The sequence below is a fragment of the Brevibacillus formosus genome, from assembly GCF_003013405.1.
GTDB classification, from domain to species: domain Bacteria; phylum Bacillota; class Bacilli; order Brevibacillales; family Brevibacillaceae; genus Brevibacillus; species Brevibacillus formosus.
The window spans coordinates 63,744-80,130 of the sequence record NZ_PXZL01000031.1 but is presented as its reverse complement, the minus strand read 5'-3'; the positions used below and the strand labels follow the sequence as shown (position 1 = coordinate 80,130).

Sequence of the window (16,387 nt, the reverse complement as noted above, 5' to 3'; positions counted from 1 at the left end):
TCGCTTGCTCGCCTTCCTCACTCCTATTTGCCCATGGTTCAATTGGGTTACCGTAGCGGCAATCCATTTTCCGATTCGTATGCACACAACATAGCCTTTTCTCACTATTTCATCGATTGTGTTGTGCGAATAAAGTATCGAAAAATTAATTTGCCACACGTAACCCTCCGTCCCTGATAAGTTGTGACCATCCTATCACATGCTTTTTCATCTGTCAACGATTGGCAGTTTCAATCGTTGTTCGAAGCCCTGGCTCTGCAAAAATCGTCTCAACATCCCGGGTAAACCGCAGCTCAACTACTTGATCACATGCCAGCTTGGAAAGAATCTGGTCATGCGTGATAATGACAACCGTTTTGCCTGCTTCGGCCAGCTTTTTCACCCATGCGGCCACCTTCAGCACTCCATCGCCGTCAAGTCCGCTTGTCGGTTCATCCAGCACGATCAGTTCTGCCTCGGAGCAATAGGCGGCTGCCATCGTAACCCGCTGCTTCTCTCCACCGGATAGTGAGGCAGGATGCCGATCGCGAAGCTCACGCAAACCGAAAGCATCCATCGCTTCATACGCCTTATCGCGGAGCTCTTCATTCAAAATTTTCCCCAACACGATTTCGTTCCCGACGCTGTCTGCGTAGAGCTGGTAGTCCGCATCCTGCATCACCAAATAGCTTACAGCTCGCCTTTTGCTGACGGACAGTTTACGACCTTGGTGGACAATCGTTCCTTTTCGCTCACGAAGAAGACCGCATAAAATTTTGCATAGTGTCGTCTTGCCCGTACCGTTCTCTCCCGTCAACGCTGTTACGCTCCCCTGCGGAAGCGAGATGTTGATATCGGTGATGCCGTCTTTTTTCTTTTTATAAAAATAGCTAAGCCCTCTTCCTTCCACCATGAACTCGGACATCTCTGGCTGCTCCCGTTTCTTTGCGGTCTCGGGAAGCCTCATGTCAGGATGACGCAGACCGTACATACGAACGTCATCATGAGACAGCTGGCAGAACTCGTCCTTGGTCCACGTCCGTGCGATTTGGCCATTTTCCATGCAGACAAACAAATCGACAACGGGTAAAAAAGGAACTAGCCGATGCTCGCTGATGAGCAGGGTGGTACCGTTTTGCTTGAGCTTGCCCAAGATTTCAATCAGGTTTTGCGTAGAGGAAGCGTCCAGATTCGCAGTAGGCTCATCCAGCAAGAGAAGTGGTGGTGTCAAAACGGATGCGGCCGCTATAGCCACCCGTTGCTTTTGCCCGCTGGACAGCTTATGTAAAGAGGTATCGAGCAGGTGGGAAATCCCGAGCTGGCTCGCCTGTTTTTCCATCCGGCTTCGAATCTCGTCTGGTGCCATGCCAATGTTTTCTGCGGAAAACGCCAGCTCATCCCGGACGGTTTCCATAAAAAATTGGCTACGGGGGTCTTGAAATACAACGCCCATTAGCCGTGTCCGTTCTTCGGGCAACATGCTTGCAGGACTTTTGCCGCCTATGCTTACTTCACCCGTGAGACGTCCGGCATAAAAATTCGGTGCAAGACCATTGACCAGCCTCATAATCGTACTCTTGCCGCAACCCGATCGCCCACATAGCACGACACACTGTCCGGCTTTTATAGATAAGCTGATATTTTTCACGCCGGTCTCAGTATCGTGTCCTCCATCATCCTGTCCATAATGAAACGTGACGTCGTTCAGCTCAATCACGAAATCATCCCTCCCGTCCAGTAAATTGCCGAGCCTATCAGCGCATACACCCCTACGACGATGCCATCTGTGATCTTGAAGCCAACCGGGTAGATAGAGGTCCGCGCGTTTGTGCACTCGATACCGCGGAGTTCAGCAGACGACGCCAATTCTGACGACAGCTTCAGGCAACGGACGACCAATGGCATAAAAAAACATTCGTAGGCCATGGCCGGATGCTTCAGTGCGCTGTACCAATGCGGAAAAATCCCTCTGGCGCGGATTCCGTCACGAATCGCTTTCATTTCCAAAATGACCACGGGGAAAAATCGGATCAAAATGCAAATCATTACCAAAATCGGCTTAGGGACATGCATCTTCTCAAACGCACTCATGATACTGCCAGGTGGCGTATAGATCAGAACTGCGCCAATCATGATGACAGGCATCATTCTCACCATCGTGTAGACAATGAGCTTCATCGTTCCTAACGCCAACGCATTCGGCATGAAAAACACAAAAGCCATGCACACGCAATAGAACACGACCAGTTGAAACGCCTTTCTGGACAGGTGATTCCATACCAAGTACACTACACTTAGTGCCACCAGTAGATGCACCTGCATATCATCACGAACGGTCATGGCCAAGATACTCGCTATAACCAGCACCAACAGATGCGTTCTGGGACCGAGCCGTCTCGTACGAGTTGTTTCTTTTTCATATGCTTCTTCCTTCATTCGACAGACACCCCTACAACCGAGATCACACACAACCTTATTAAGGGGAGAAGAAGCACGCAGCATTCCCCCTTACAAATCGTAATGATAATGATGATCATAATCTCTAGCAATACGACAGGTAGACATACGTCTTTTCATGGTATGTTTTCGTCCGATCACGGCATGGGTGGTGACTTTAATGAAAGATATTCTGACGGAACTACATACGCCGTGTTTAATGCAATGCGGCTTTTATCCTGACGACGACCACGGTCCATACAATCCCGAAGGTGTTTGCTTTTCTGTTTTGCCAGAGAAAGGGCAGGGTCGCTACTGGACTTATACGCGCGACAACCTGTTCTCGATTTCGATCCAAGATTTCGTCTTTTACGAGGATTTGTTTCTGGAATTCCAGCAACCCAAGTACCTGAGCTTCAATTATTACGATTCCGTCTCTGGAGAAGAATTCAATCCGTATAAACGATTGTCAAGCGGCTGCATCCGCGTCCATTTCGGCTATAACAATGTGTATCGGGCCAGCTATCGCAAAAACATTCCCATCCGCTCGACAGCTATTGAAATCATGCCGGAGTATTACGAGGATTATTTGAAAAGCAAATATCCAGTAGAGTATAAGGACCTGCGCTCGTCCTTTATTACGGTAGATGGGATGACGAATTTCGCGGAGCTTGTTTTCTTGCTCAGACAGATACGGAATTTTCGGGGAACGGGAATTGCCGCAAAGCTGTACTACGAGGGGAAAGTCGCAGAAGCAGTATCACTGATCGTGGAAAAGGCCAAAGCACACCAAAAATCGCATCCAACGAAAAGCATATCCCGGCAGGATTTGGACGGCCTGACAGCTGTGACCGCCTACATTGACGATTATTTTGCCTCCGAAATACACTTGGAGCACCTTGCCCGGATCGCCTGCATGGGACTCACCAAGCTGAAATACACCTTTAAGCAAGCGAACCAATGCACCATTACCGAATATATCCAAAACAAGCGAATGATTCACGCCGAGCAACTGCTTACGAACACCGATTTACACATCAATCAGATTGCGTATATCGTGGGCTACCACAACTCCAGTCGCTTCTCCCAGTTGTTTCGCAAGAGCACCGGGCTGTTGCCCAACGAATACCGGAGATTCACGGTTACAACCAAATAGGATCATGGAAAAAGCTGTAGCCGGAAAGTGGCTACAGCTTCTTTTTGAGTAGTTGTTGATCACGGGGTTCCATCAATAATGAAGTCCGCTCTCTTATGCGGTTCGTGTTGCTCTCGGTACAAATCTTCTGCCACCATCCATTGATTTTCCCATAGATCACGAGCTGCTTCCCCGTCTCGCTCAAGCCCTCTCAACAGCCTCGTGCTTCTTGGCGTCTCGATCCAAATCGTCAAATCGTAATGCGTGGCCAGTTCCCTTCGAATCGCGTATACTCCTTCCACGACTACAATTCCTCCGACCGGAACTGAATGCCACTCGGCTAATGTGTCTGTCTCCCAATCATACCGTTGATAACGTCCTGTTTTTTCCTGAAGTAGCGGTTCCAGTACTTGGCTAGCCAGACGCTCCCAATCAAAATCCGCCCCTATCGGTTTGTTAGCGGGCTTTGTGTCGATTCGTTGCGAAGACGGCAAGTAGAAATCATCCATGTGAACAATCGTCACGTCATCGCAAGCCACTTTTATTTTTTCAGCCAAGGTACTTTTCCCAGCGCCTCCACCACCATCGATCCCAATGAGCAGTGTAGCGCTCTTTTTCGAGCTTTGTGCGATTGCGTCTAGCAGTTGCTCGAACATCATTTTTCCCCTTTTGCAACAAACAACAGTTTTCGCACCCGCTCATCCCGCAGCCACAATCCGCCCCACATCAAAATCGCGAGGTAGACAGCAAACAGCGTATGGGAAAAGAGTGGCGCATCGACACGGATCTGGGTCGCAATGACACCACCGAAAAATCCAGTCAACAGAAGCGCACCCAAAACTGCTGTCCGTGGTATAGCATACAACACTGTTGATACAAGGGCGAGAATTCCAATCACGCCAATATGATGCTCCGCATAGCCGAGTACGAGGGTTCCCTCTACAACAGGAGCAGGTTGGATCAGTTTGAATACGCCGTCAAAAAGCATAAAAAGAATGACAAGTCCGCTCATAATCCGTGCAATCCACAAACGCGTTTTGGAAATTTGACTCCGCATGGGGGTCCCACCTTTCATTTTTTTCCTAAGCAGATCGTAGCACAATCACAGCGGTAGCATTTCTTCTGTATTGCTCTTTTGGGGAGATGTCTTTTTCGAAAAACGAAAAAAACCTTCTCAAATGAGAAGGTTTTGAATTCGTATCATGGATTAAACGGGAAGGGTAACTCTGTAACCTGGTTGGTTCTTTGGATGATTTTGATTCACGAACACACCACGGTCATTTTTCAACACGATTACTTCAAAGAATGGACGGAAACGATCTTCCGAAATATTAAATGCAGTCAAGAACTTGCCAAACAGTTCTTGCTCTTCACGCTCAGGTTGGCCATCTGCCAGGGAAGAATCGATCAGGTTAACCAGGATGCACATTTTTTGAGCATCTGTGAGCAATGGAGTTACTTCGCTCAAGAATTTCTCGATGGAGTTATTGCGTGTATATTTCATTGCATTTTCGAGCAACTGTCTGTTATTCGCACCTACGCCAATCACGCCGTTGCTTTCTTCACCGCCCAATACAGCGAGCAATTGACCGATTTCCTCATGGTCCATTTCTCCATCTGATTTCATCATGTAGAGCAAGGAACATGCGAATCCAAAATGAGGGGTCATTTCTTCCCCTTTGTCTGTCTTAAACATATCAAACAAGCCCACGCAAAATACCTCCTATGTATGCCAAGATAGTATAATTTTACTACCAGCTGGAGAATGTTAGCAACAGTTGTCCGGGTAAGCAATTTTTCGGTAAACAAAAAAGAAGTGCCAGCATGCGTGCCGACACTTCCTATTCCAGCTCTTATTGCAATTGCTGCACATGATAGCCCTTGGCTTTCAAATGATCGATAACCATGCCTTCCATCGAGAAGTGGGCAGCACCGACCACGACAAAAGAAGTCGTTTCCCCTTCTTTCTCCAACACTTCTGCCAGTTTCATAGCCATGTTTTTGTCTCGCTCACCGAGCAAACGCTGGTTAACTTCGCCCTCACCGAAATCGCCATGCGTCGTCATGATCTGGATAAAGCCATTCAGATCGCCTTCTACCCATTCCGTCTGCATGTCTTTTAAGAGCTTTGTGCCGTCCTCCAGCCCTTTTTCGGACATAGCGCTATCTAAAATAATGTTCAATTCTTTTTCCTGCTGCTCTGCCGGTACACCTGACAGCAAATCCGCTTGCAGCTTAATGCCTTCCAGCTCGTTGATCGGCTTCTCATCCAGCATCGCCTTTGTCAGGAAGTACCTATCGATACCCGTTAGCATCGCGAACTGAACATCCGTTTCACTGTCAACATAGCCAAGCGTTGGCACAGACAACGAAATAGCAAATGGTCTGTAGGTGTCAAAGGAATTGGCTGGCAGTTGCAGCTTGGCAAGCAATTTTTGCACCTTTTGGTACGTCTCCGCGGATACGTGGTCCTTCAATGTGGTGCCATCCGTGAATACCATCTTTTGTGTTAAATAGTCATTATCACCATTGATAATATCGGCTTCGACCCACAGTTCATCCGACTCATCATACGCTTCACGGATGTCTTTTTGCATCGGGTACATATCTGCAATCCCCATGTGAATCGAGCCAAGCAAGTACATGGTGTTTTTGCCGTTGGTCACTTTCCACATGAGACCTTCGGCACCGCCGCCCACGGTATCGTATGCGAACTCGACCAGTCTGCTCGCCATCACCGTCGCTTGTTCAACCGTGCTTGGCTGGTTCAGCTCGAGACCTGCGCTTGTCCCTTTGACCAAGCCTTTTTTCTTCATATAGTCAATCGGGTTATCCCCGGTCATTTCGAATGCTGCTGGCAGTTCGTAGTTTGCCAGGAGTTTGTACAAAGAAGTAATGACTGCTTCTCTCGTAATGACCTTATCAGTCGGGAAGGACAAGGAAGCGTTCTTTTTCTTCAGTCCCAGATGATCCAGCTTTTTCGCCGTTCCTTCCATCAAGGTAATAAACTTGTCAGCAGGAATCGATTGCTGAAAAGAACCTTCTTCATACCACGCCAGTGGAAAAATTCCGTATTTCTCCCCTTCGTTCAACGTGGTCACCGACCAAGGACTGATTATGGGAGCTACGGGAGTCTGCCCGTGGACTGGAAGCACATACCCTAGCAAAAGCGCCAAACTGAGTGCACCTGTACCCGCCCAGCGAGTCAATCTACTCCAGCGTTTGTTTAATTTCATGAAACTTTCTCCTCTCGATTCTAAGCTGAATGATTTTGTGCCATTCTGTCTTAGTGGTAGATTATACCACAATATTCTGGAAGAGATAACCGAATGATAGAAAAGAATAGAAAATACGACCTTTTTCACTATACATAAAAAGCATCGACATTGATCGTCGACGCTTTCCCTGTGATCCGCAAGTTATCGATTCGGTTTGGTCAAATACAGACGCATTGTTAACGGAGCAAATATGACAATCATCAGTAGACATAATCCGATTCCAACCAAAACATCAGACAGATTTGCTGTTCCCCCCATCAATCCTCGAACCGTCCCTACTGCGATACTGATCGGGTTTAGATTAACGATTGTCCCCATCCATCTAGGCATGGTCGAAGAATCTACGAAGATCGTACTAGCAAAAAGCAACGGGTACACAAAAAACATGCTCGAACCCGATACTGTCTCCGGTCGCTTTGCCAAAATACCGATCATGGAAAAAATCCAGCTCACACTAAAGGCAAAGAAAATAATATACAAAATAGCGAGTGCCGCACCGACTATGCCGGCTTCTGGACGAAACCCCAGCAGCATTCCTGTCCCAAAGGCGACGAGTATGGCAATCGTATAACGTAGGCCGTCTGTCAGTAATGGGCCTATGACAGACGCCGGCTGCCAAAAAGGCATGGTACGAAAACGGTTATACACGCCCTTCGCTATATCCTGGCAGATGGTCGTCCCGCTATAGACCGTCATTGGAATGATCGTCAACACAAGAACACCTGGCAGAAAAAACTGGAGATACGCTGCCGTAGAACCAGCGATGGCTCCACCAAACAAATAAGTAAAAATAAGCAACATCATCACAGGTGAGAGGATAGCGTCCATACAAATTGTGAAAAGGTTATTCTGTGTGTTTTGCCATGTGCGCCACATAAAGATGCGGATCGCCGCAAAGGTACTGGGCGTATGACTTGCGTTCATGAGAAGGCCTCCTTCTTTTCGCCACGAGTCAGGACCAAAAACACCTCTTCCAAACTCGGGTCACTCAAGGAAAAATGCTCGATGAAAACATTATGAGCCAGAAGCAACCCGATTGCTTGGTTTGCCAGACTCGCTTCTTTTACCGGGATTCTGAAAAAATGCGGGTTATCTTGATCTGGATAAATCGGCAACCGAAGATGTTCTTCCAAAAGACGGCTTATCCGTTCCTTGTTCAAATGTTCGGTCAATCGAACCGTCAACGTCTTTCCTCCCACCGAGGCTTTTAACTGCTCAGGTGTCCCTTCTGCAATCATCGTTCCTTTATCGATCACCGCGATCCGGTCTGCTAGCTGATCTGCTTCTTTGAGATATTGAGTCGTTAATAGCACAGTGGTGCCTGATTTCAAAAGCGTACGGACGACTTCCCATACTTGTTGCCGACTTTGCGGGTCAAGACCCGTGGTTGGCTCATCCAGAAAAATAAGCTCTGGCTGTGTGAGGACGCTAGCGGCGATATCTAACCGTCGCCGCATCCCGCCAGAATAGTTTTCTACCGTACGATCCTTGGCATCTGTAAGCCCAAAGGCGTGAAGCAGCTCGCTTGCTTTTGTACGGGCCTCCCTCGTGGAGTAGCCAAACAATCTGCCAATCAGGATCAAGTTTTGCAAACCAGTTAATCCTTCATCCAGGGCAGCAAACTACCCCGTCAGACTTATTTTCTTGCGCACAGCCTGCGCATTTTTCACGATATCGCAGCCGGCTACCAACGCCGTCCCTCCGTCTAGCGCAAGGAGCGTGGAAAGCATATGGATGATTGTCGTTTTTCCAGCGCCATTCGGCCCGAGCAAAGCGAATAGCTCTCCTTTTTTTACATGCAGGTCAATTCCTTTGACCACCACATGATCCCCAAACGATTTCCTAAGATTCGTGACTTCAATGGCAAATGACATAGCGGCCACTCCTTATACAAAATAGCTTTTATGTTCGGATGCCCATTCGGCAAACGTCCTTGCAGGCTTTCCCGTCACTTGTTCCACTGTAGACAAGACCGTGTAGCCTACTTCAGGTGGATTTTTGCCCATGGCTACGAAAAATTCGATATCTCCCTCCTCGTAGCCCTGATCTCTCCAATTCTGTCGCGCCTGCTCTTCCGTAAGCTCCTCAAACCGAATTTCTCTCCCTAAAATTTTCGAAATTATCTGAACTGATTCAATGCGCGTAATCGCCTCTGGGCCAGTGAGATAATAGCTTTGCCCATGGTGTCCCGATTTAAGCAATGCCACCACAGAAACACTCGCGATATCTGCTTCGTGTACTTTCGCGCTTAAGGCATTGCCAAAAGGCTCCCGCACAACTCCCTCCAAACGAATCGATTCCTGCCAATCGACAATCGCATTGGACATGAATTCCACAGGCTTCAGGAGAGTCCATTCCATCCCGCTGTTTGCCAATGCTTCTTCCACAGGCCCTTCGGTGTCGCTCACCAAGACGGATACGCGCTTCACACCAGCTCTTTCCGCCATTTCGACTACCTTCGGATCGGTTTGAAAGTTGTAGCTAGATGCAAGTAAGTGCAGAGCCGTTACACCTTGCAGTGCTGCTTCCAAGCTTTCCGGTATAGCAAGGTCTCCTGCCACAACCTCTACTCCCGCTGGTAGGTCGGCTTTTTCCGGATTTCGCGAAATGGTACGCACCTTGACTCCCTTTTTCAAAAGCTGATCCACCACATGTCTCCCTACCGTACCTGTTGCACCCGTTACTAAAATCGTCATTTTGTACATCCTCCTCAAATTATTGGTAGCGTTGCTGAATCTCTTTGATTTCTTTCAATACGTCTTCCTTTAGGTCATCAGGAGAGATGATCTCCACCTTTGCTCCATAACTTAATACGACTGAAATCGCGTAGTCTCGTTTATAAAAAACTTTGTGCAAATCGATATGCGTACCGTGATGCGTGCATTCTCCCGGGAATTGCTCCAACACACGTATCCCTACAGACGGATCAAAACGGAGATGCGCGAGTGTCCCTTCAAAGTCTTGCGTTTCTTCTTCCTGGCTTGTCTGATCTTTTCTTGGTTGAAAAATGACATCTGTCACCTCAATCGCGGTCATCCTGGAAAGGCGAAAGATCCGATTCGCCTGACGCAACAAGCAAATCGCCTGAAGATACCACGCTCCACGCTCCCAAAATAGACGGAGCGGCTCTACTCGTCTTTCTGAGACCGTACCTGATGCACTCCTATACAAGAAAGTCGTGACTCGATTTTGCTGGATCGCCTCTGAAAGCGGGTGAATCGTGGCCTTCTCATCTTCTACTGTACTCAGGTTAAAAATGATGGATTCGTCACTTCCCCCATTCAGTAGAGCAGGCTGCAGGCTACCCAGCTTCTGAACAAGTGTCGAATATTTTCCTCCGATAGCTCCTTCCGTACTTTTTAAGAGATTGTATATGACCGAAAAGTCTTTCACAGAGAAGTGCTGCTTCGTTAGGAAGAAACCTTCCATCAGCTCGAATCCACCATCTGCTCCCGTAAATGAAACGACGGGAATGCCAGCTTGATTAATTAACTCAACATCACGATAAATCGTTCGAACAGAGACCTCAAATCTGGCTGCAAGCTCTGTTGCAGTCACCCGTTTTTTCGTAATCAACTCTATCGTGATGGCAAGTAATCGATCTAGCTTCATCTATTTACACTCCTCATGTTCATCACCTATTCGGTAACTGTCATCATCATAATGCACGAATCCTGACATCATGTGTGTCAGGATTAAAAAAGCTCACCCTCTTATTTTACAGGAGGGTGAGTCCTTTTTCGAAATCGTTACTTCATGGATGCTTCTTCAATTTCTTTATACGCCCAATGACCAGGTACGACATCCGGCCATCTTTGCGGGCCAGCTTGGTTCTCTGGCACGCGATTCAGCACGCGATTGAGAATCGTTACGGCTTCAGCACGCGTCAGCGCTTTTTCAGGCTGGAAGGTGCCATCAGGATAACCTGCCATGTAGCCTTTTGAAACAACCGCTGCAATGATTGGAGATGACCAGTGATCTCCCCTCACATCAAAGAAGGCTGTGCCCCCTCCCGCACCTTGCAAGGCCTTGTATTTATAGATGACCGCAGCTATTTCCGCTCGGGTAATGTTGGCCGATGGACGGAATGTGCCATCTGGGTAGCCGCTCATCATACCCGCTGCACTTGCTTGATGAATCGGATTTACTGCCCAGTAGTTGTCAGCTACATCGAAGAACCTTCCCTTATTCGCAGAAGACTGGCTCACCATTTCAGCGTTCAGTAAAATGGCAGCCATCTCCGCACGTGTCACTGTGCGATCCGGTTGAAACGTTCCGTCTGGATAGCCATTGATATAGCCACGTTGGCTCTTGCTTTTCTTATTGGTTGCAGGACGCTCCTCTTTCTTATCTGTAGAGCTGCCTCCAGTGAAAAAGCTGTTTGTCGGCGTGGTATAGGAATCTTTTTTGCGGTCTCTGTCCCGATCCCGGTCTCTGTCCCGATCATCGTCATCCTTTAGATTTCTCCATGCTTTCTTCAAATCGTACAGAGCGTCGTCTACCTCCGACTGCGTGGCATGTGGGTCGTCGATGACATCCCATGCATGTTTAAGTGCATCTTCCAAATCACGCCAGCTTGATCTGGTGTAGTCGTCTTCATCCAAGTCTTTGTCCTCGATCTCTTCCACTTTGGCTCTCAATTCTCTTTTATAGACCGCGTCATCTTGCCTCTTCAAATCTTGTCTCGCTTTGATCAGTTTCTCAAGGGCAACATCTACGACAATCTGGCTCGCATTCGGATCATCCAGGACAAAGTAAGCCTGCTCCAGCCTATTCTGCAGTTCTTTCCAGCTGGTCCTCGTGTAATCTTTTTCTTGCAGCTTTTCCACTGCAATTTCCTCTACTTTCGTTTGCAGTTTACTCTTGTCGACGGTGCCTTCCTGCTTCTTCAGCCCTTCTCTTGCTGTGACTAACACAGACAAGGCACCATCGATTTCTGCTTGGGTGACGTTTGACTTCGTCAGTACGGCTTTTGCAGCATCCAGCGCATACACAAGCTTACTCCAGCTGTCGGGCGTATATTTTTCCTGAACCAAATTCTCGGCGTTAATTTCATTGACTTTTCCTTGTAAGTGACGAAGATCTACAGTGGATTCTACCGCGGCTGGTGTTTCCTCTGCGCTTGCTGCTTGGCTTACAGGCACGAATATGGATGCTTGGAAGATCAAGCAAAAGAGGCTAAAGAAAACAAGACTCGTTACGGCTCTTTGAAAACGTCCCAATTCCCATCCTCCGTTCTTTACGATGACCCATTCGATCATCTTTTTCCAATCATTTACATCATATGATGGAAACCAATAAGAGGATTCATATTTTTAGAGGCCAAAAACAAAAAACCAAGTAGCCAATAGAGCAGCTGCTTGGTTTTTATTTCCTGGTACTAAGCAGAAATAGGTTTTTCCGGGCGTTGCTTTGCCTTGCCGGAGAACGAAAAATTCGTCCACATACGCAATAGTCGTTCCACTGGACCATAACGGAATCGTTTTAGATACAGCGGGCTTAAGAAAAGCTGTGCCACATAAATCACGATCGCTAATCCACAACCAGCCAATACCCCGATCTTTCCGAACCATCCGAGTCCATATCCATAGAAGATCGTCGTACAAATGACGGTTTGCATAAGGTAATTGGTTAAAGAGAGTTTCCCCACGGCTTCAAACCTTGGCAGCCAAGTTGATTCCTTGCCTCTGGAAAAGAACCAAACAAAGGCGAAAATGTAACCGATGGCAAGAATGGTTCCCCCCGATATCTCACCGACGCCACTCCACCAACGTCCCGGCAGATACACATGTAGCGCTTTTAACAAAAGTCCCGCTGGCAAGAAGATCAGCGTGTTTCGGAGATACGAGATTCGTTCTTCCTCTGGCTTCTCGAACCACCTGCGCTTCGCAGCATACATCCCAAAAAGAAACATGGGTGCGCTCATAAGTGGCGCGATCAACAGTAAAACAAACATCATGTATTCTGGCAAACCAAGCGGATCTTCACTGCTTCTGTGATGCACGATCTCCTCGTATGTTCCCGTGCCATAGACGGTCATAGTTTTGACCACATAAGCTTCCATACGGGCAGGATCGGTAATACTGGCAGGATCATTCGGATCATCTGGAGCTAGCCCCATTAAACTGATGAGGCAGAGTAAGACAATCCCCCAAATGAGCAGAGTTTTCGGTTTACGGTTCATGAACAGCAACAGAAAGAAGCCCATCATGCCATAAAAAGCCAAGATATCCCCTTCCCACAGGAAGTACGAATGAAGGAAACCAAGTCCGATCAGCATCAAAAACCTGCGGGTAAGGTAGCGTTTTTGCTTCAAGCCTTTGGCAGCCAAGCTTTGCTGCATCTTGATCATGCCAAACCCAAACATGAAAGTAAAAATCGGCATAAAGCTGCCTTCCACAATTATTTTCACAAGCTTGTAAGCAGTCATTTCATAATCGGGGAGGGCGTACAAATCCATTTCTTGGCTTCCCCAAATCCCATACTGGAAAATCAGCATATTCGCCATCAAAATCCCTAGTAGACTAAATCCCCGCAAGCCATCGATGATGCGAACGCGGTTCTGCTTTAGCTCCATGACTATCACCTCAAGCCTGATTGTAACGAGCTAAGCTTAATGGCTTCTAAATCGCACCTTATCGTTACCTTAATTTCACATTTATCGTGGCTTGCGTATGGTGGACGATCAGGAGAACTTCAACCGATCAAATATCGCGACGAATATCTTGGCGATGTTTCTGGCATCATCCATTCCACGATGATGCGTACCTTCAAGTGGGATATTCAACATCTGCAATGCCTTCCCCATCCCGACACCGCGCTCGGCTCCAATCATTTTTCCGTGTTGATGCTTGATGCTGATATGGTGACGAATCCAGCTTGACGGCACATGGTGTAATTCACAATCCATTTTCAATTGCTTCTTGTCGTAGAAGCCCCATGAACAAAGGTGATACTCACTGCCTATCCAATTTTGAAAGTGGCTGATTGCTTCACCAAAGCTCGGTGCTTGATCCACCTCTTCTTGAGAAATGGATGTTAATTTTTTGCAAAAGTCTGAGAGAATGGGGTTTAGCTTCGGCTTGATAAAAGTTTGAAACTCACCGATCACGGCAAGGTTCTCATTCAGCTTTACCGCCCCAATTTCTATGATTTCATTTTGCTTCGTCCTGTCGTTTTCCCAGCACGTAGCCTCCAGGTCAAAGATGATGTAATTCATAGTCATTCCTCCCACATAAAACATCGCATCATAAATCTTGTATGATTTCTCTGCAAGTATACCAATTTTTCCCTAAAAGCTACTACAGCCAGCCAATTGCATGCTTGTTACATTATCAACCGATATTGATCTCGTATGCACCCAATATTGATCTCATCTGCACCCGATATTGATTTCTCTATTCTATGATATGGCTATCTTGTAAGAAGGAGTTATTGCGTATGAAGATGGTACAACGATGGGTAAGTATTTTTCTGTCAGTGGCGATGCTATCGGCCCTCGTCGCCTGTGGTGCGGCCGACGACAAGGGGCAGACTCAGCTCGCTACGACACAGGCGGCTACAGGCAGCGTCCAAGAATTGTTCGACAGCAGCTTGTTCGTAGGCGACTCCATTATCGGAGGACTGACGAACGATGACCTGCTGCCTGAAGCGAATGTCATGGGGGGATTGGGCGCAACGGTCCAATCTACGCTGGACAACGTCGAAGAGATCATGAGCCGCAAGCCTTCGCATGTGTTCCTATCAATGGGACAGAACGATCTCGGGGAACCGCTGGAGGAAGCGACGGAGACATTCATACAGAAATACACTCGGCTGGTCGATCGTATAAGGGAGCTCCTACCGGAAGCCCGCGTCTACATGCTGTCGATTACGCCGGTAGATGCCGCATCACCGTTCGGTGCATCCATGAACCCGCAGATTGAAACATTCAACACAGCCCTGCAAAAGATGGCGAAGGAGAAGGGAATAGACTACATTGACCTTGCCCCCATTTTCCAGCAGCACAAGATTCAATACGATGAAGACGGCTCTCATTTCAAGAACGCATTCTACCCAATCCTGCTGGGCTATTTGAAGGAGCGGACGGATCTCGCCAATCAGCCGCGCGGTCCGGCGGTCACCGATACGAACGAAGCCTACAAAGCAGCGTTCAAGCACACTGTTTTCCTGGGGGATTCCATCCTGGGGGCGTTGTCCTATCTGAACAAAGTGGATACGGCGAACGTTATCGCCCCGAGCGGCGCGACGCTCTCTCTCGCCCTCATGAATGTCGAGAAACTCGCCAGCCGGGCACCGGAGCATGTATTCATTCTGCTGGGCAGCAATGACATTAAATTGTCGGACAAGCAGGAATTCGTCGAGCAATATCGCCAGCTGATCGACAGCATCCGGAGCAAGCTGCCGAAGGCCAACCTCCACATCCTGTCGATCCCGCCAGTCGCCGAGGAAACCCTGAAGAAAGTGCCGCAGTATGCGAACATTACGGACTTCAACCAAGCGCTTGAACAGTTGGCTGGCGAAGTCAAAGTCGATTACGTGGACTTGTCACCCCTCTTCGCCGCCAACAAGATTCAATACGCGGACAACGGCGTTCACTTCAAACCTCATTTCTATCCGCTGCTCCTGGACTACCTGAAGGGGCTTGTAAAGTAGGGAAATGGCCGGTTAGTTGGCAAGAAGCATCAAACAGCCCCCACCTTTTAACTAGGGTAGGGGCTGTGTATTTTAGCATTTGACAAAGTGATTCCTGTATCCTTCCGTATTGATTTCCAACGCATTTAGTTGTCCACCAGAATAGCCGCACCCGCCATCTATTCCTATTTTATCACCTTCTGTTGAATACCAAATTTGATTGGGTTCTGGATTCGATTTTATTCTAGAAGTTGGGGTATGTCCAAATACCACAACTTTGTCAATGCCTGTTGGACTTTCTATAAAATCCTCACCTATCCAGACAAAATCAGAAGGTGTTGTTTCTCGCCAATTCCTTGGACGAACTCCTGCGTGTACAAAAATATGTCCTTCATCTTCAAAGTAATAAGGTAAATGATTTATAAAATCAATCTCTTCTTCGCGCTCTACTTTGAGTGTTCTTTTAACAAGCTCTATGTCGTTAAAAACCGAATCATCAACACCTTGAAGAAAACTCTCTATTGCGTTCATGCCACCCATTTTATGTAGAAAAAACAAATCAAAGGAAGGGTTCCGAGAGTCCAAAAATTCAATCAAAGAATATTCATGATTCCCCATTAAAGCAATTGCATCTTCCTCCTCCACCATTCTCTTTATCTCCGAAACAACTTTTAAAGATTCAGGTCCTCTACTTATATAATCTCCAATAAAAATAGCTTGGTCCTGTACAGGCCTATAATTTACTTTTTCCAGTAGCTGCTTAAGTACATGAAAATATCCATGGATATCACCAATAATAAGTTTCCGTTTCATAGCTACCTCCTTCCTGCTTACTCTCATTATCTCATATTCAGATTCTTTTTCCGAAAACTAGCAACAATTCTATGGATCAAACGTACTACTCTTAGAAGATCCATCATTTAAC

At 47.3% G+C, this 16,387-nt stretch carries 16 protein-coding genes and 1 pseudogene; 2 read left to right on the top strand and 15 right to left on the bottom strand.

The window, feature by feature from the left end; all coding sequences use genetic code 11:
* Positions 1-214 precede the first annotated feature (214 nt).
* Positions 215-1,696, bottom strand: coding sequence for an ABC transporter ATP-binding protein (locus C7R91_RS24550; protein WP_047070707.1), 1,482 nt, complete (start codon positions 1,694-1,696; stop codon positions 215-217).
* On the bottom strand, positions 1,693-2,415 hold the full coding sequence (locus tag C7R91_RS24545; protein ID WP_047070706.1) for an energy-coupling factor transporter transmembrane component T: 723 nt from the start codon (positions 2,413-2,415) through the stop codon (positions 1,693-1,695). The genes C7R91_RS24550 and C7R91_RS24545 overlap by 4 nt, the downstream gene beginning before the upstream one ends.
* A 181-nt stretch (positions 2,416-2,596) precedes the next feature.
* On the opposite strand from C7R91_RS24545, the gene C7R91_RS24540 reads away from it, so the two are divergent.
* The gene (locus tag C7R91_RS24540; protein WP_047070704.1) at positions 2,597-3,571 is read left to right on the top strand and encodes a helix-turn-helix domain-containing protein; all 975 of its coding nucleotides are present in this window, start codon (positions 2,597-2,599) and stop codon (positions 3,569-3,571) included.
* A gap of 59 nt (positions 3,572-3,630) precedes the next feature.
* Here the strand turns inward: C7R91_RS24540 and C7R91_RS24535 are convergent, their stop codons facing one another.
* The 12 genes and pseudogenes from C7R91_RS24535 to C7R91_RS24485 form a co-directional block, all read right to left on the bottom strand.
* On the bottom strand, positions 3,631-4,209 hold the full coding sequence (locus C7R91_RS24535) for a uridine kinase family protein (RefSeq protein ID WP_047070702.1): 579 nt from the start codon (positions 4,207-4,209) through the stop codon (positions 3,631-3,633).
* On the bottom strand, positions 4,206-4,607 hold the full coding sequence (locus tag C7R91_RS24530; RefSeq protein ID WP_047070700.1) for a DoxX family protein: 402 nt from the start codon (positions 4,605-4,607) through the stop codon (positions 4,206-4,208). Before C7R91_RS24530 ends, C7R91_RS24535 begins: the two co-directional genes overlap by 4 nt.
* 150 nt (positions 4,608-4,757) lie before the next feature.
* Positions 4,758-5,261: a tellurite resistance TerB family protein gene (locus C7R91_RS24525; RefSeq protein WP_047070698.1), complete on the bottom strand. Its 504-nt coding sequence runs from the start codon at positions 5,259-5,261 to the stop codon at positions 4,758-4,760.
* Between the two features lie 142 nt (positions 5,262-5,403).
* Positions 5,404-6,786: a TraB/GumN family protein gene (locus C7R91_RS24520; protein ID WP_047070696.1), complete on the bottom strand. Its 1,383-nt coding sequence runs from the start codon at positions 6,784-6,786 to the stop codon at positions 5,404-5,406.
* Positions 6,787-6,969: 183 nt separating this feature from the next.
* A complete protein-coding gene (locus C7R91_RS24515; RefSeq protein WP_047070694.1) occupies positions 6,970-7,752 on the bottom strand; it encodes an ABC transporter permease in 783 nt (260 codons plus the stop codon).
* A complete protein-coding gene (locus C7R91_RS29925; protein ID WP_307723652.1) occupies positions 7,749-8,066 on the bottom strand; it encodes an ATP-binding protein DrrA1-3 family domain-containing protein in 318 nt (105 codons plus the stop codon). Before C7R91_RS29925 ends, C7R91_RS24515 begins: the two co-directional genes overlap by 4 nt.
* A gap of 72 nt (positions 8,067-8,138) precedes the next feature.
* Positions 8,139-8,702, bottom strand: a pseudogene (locus C7R91_RS29920) (ABC transporter ATP-binding protein); the annotation flags it as partial.
* 12 nt (positions 8,703-8,714) lie between these two features.
* Positions 8,715-9,524 carry an NAD(P)H-binding protein gene (locus tag C7R91_RS24505; protein ID WP_047070692.1) on the bottom strand — a complete coding sequence of 270 codons (810 nt, stop codon included), beginning with the start codon at positions 9,522-9,524 and terminating at the stop codon, positions 8,715-8,717.
* Between the two features lie 19 nt (positions 9,525-9,543).
* The gene (locus tag C7R91_RS24500; protein WP_047070691.1) at positions 9,544-10,440 is read right to left on the bottom strand and encodes a helix-turn-helix transcriptional regulator; all 897 of its coding nucleotides are present in this window, start codon (positions 10,438-10,440) and stop codon (positions 9,544-9,546) included.
* A 137-nt stretch (positions 10,441-10,577) separates the two neighbouring features.
* Positions 10,578-12,050, bottom strand: coding sequence for an S-layer homology domain-containing protein (locus C7R91_RS24495; protein ID WP_236697892.1), 1,473 nt, complete (start codon positions 12,048-12,050; stop codon positions 10,578-10,580).
* 158 nt (positions 12,051-12,208) lie between these two features.
* On the bottom strand, positions 12,209-13,405 hold the full coding sequence (locus C7R91_RS24490; protein WP_047070687.1) for a DUF418 domain-containing protein: 1,197 nt from the start codon (positions 13,403-13,405) through the stop codon (positions 12,209-12,211).
* A 108-nt stretch (positions 13,406-13,513) separates the two neighbouring features.
* The gene (locus C7R91_RS24485; protein ID WP_047070685.1) at positions 13,514-14,047 is read right to left on the bottom strand and encodes a 3'-5' exonuclease; all 534 of its coding nucleotides are present in this window, start codon (positions 14,045-14,047) and stop codon (positions 13,514-13,516) included.
* Positions 14,048-14,268: 221 nt separating this feature from the next.
* Between C7R91_RS24485 and C7R91_RS24480 the strand changes: the two genes are divergently transcribed.
* Entirely contained in the window at positions 14,269-15,483 is a 1,215-nt protein-coding gene (locus C7R91_RS24480) for a GDSL-type esterase/lipase family protein (protein WP_047070683.1), read from the top strand.
* Positions 15,484-15,555: 72 nt separating this feature from the next.
* Here C7R91_RS24480 and C7R91_RS24475 read toward each other — a convergent pair whose 3' ends face one another.
* Positions 15,556-16,275, bottom strand: a complete 720-nt coding sequence (locus tag C7R91_RS24475) for a metallophosphoesterase family protein (protein ID WP_047070681.1) — start codon at positions 16,273-16,275, stop codon at positions 15,556-15,558.
* Positions 16,276-16,387 lie beyond the last annotated feature (112 nt).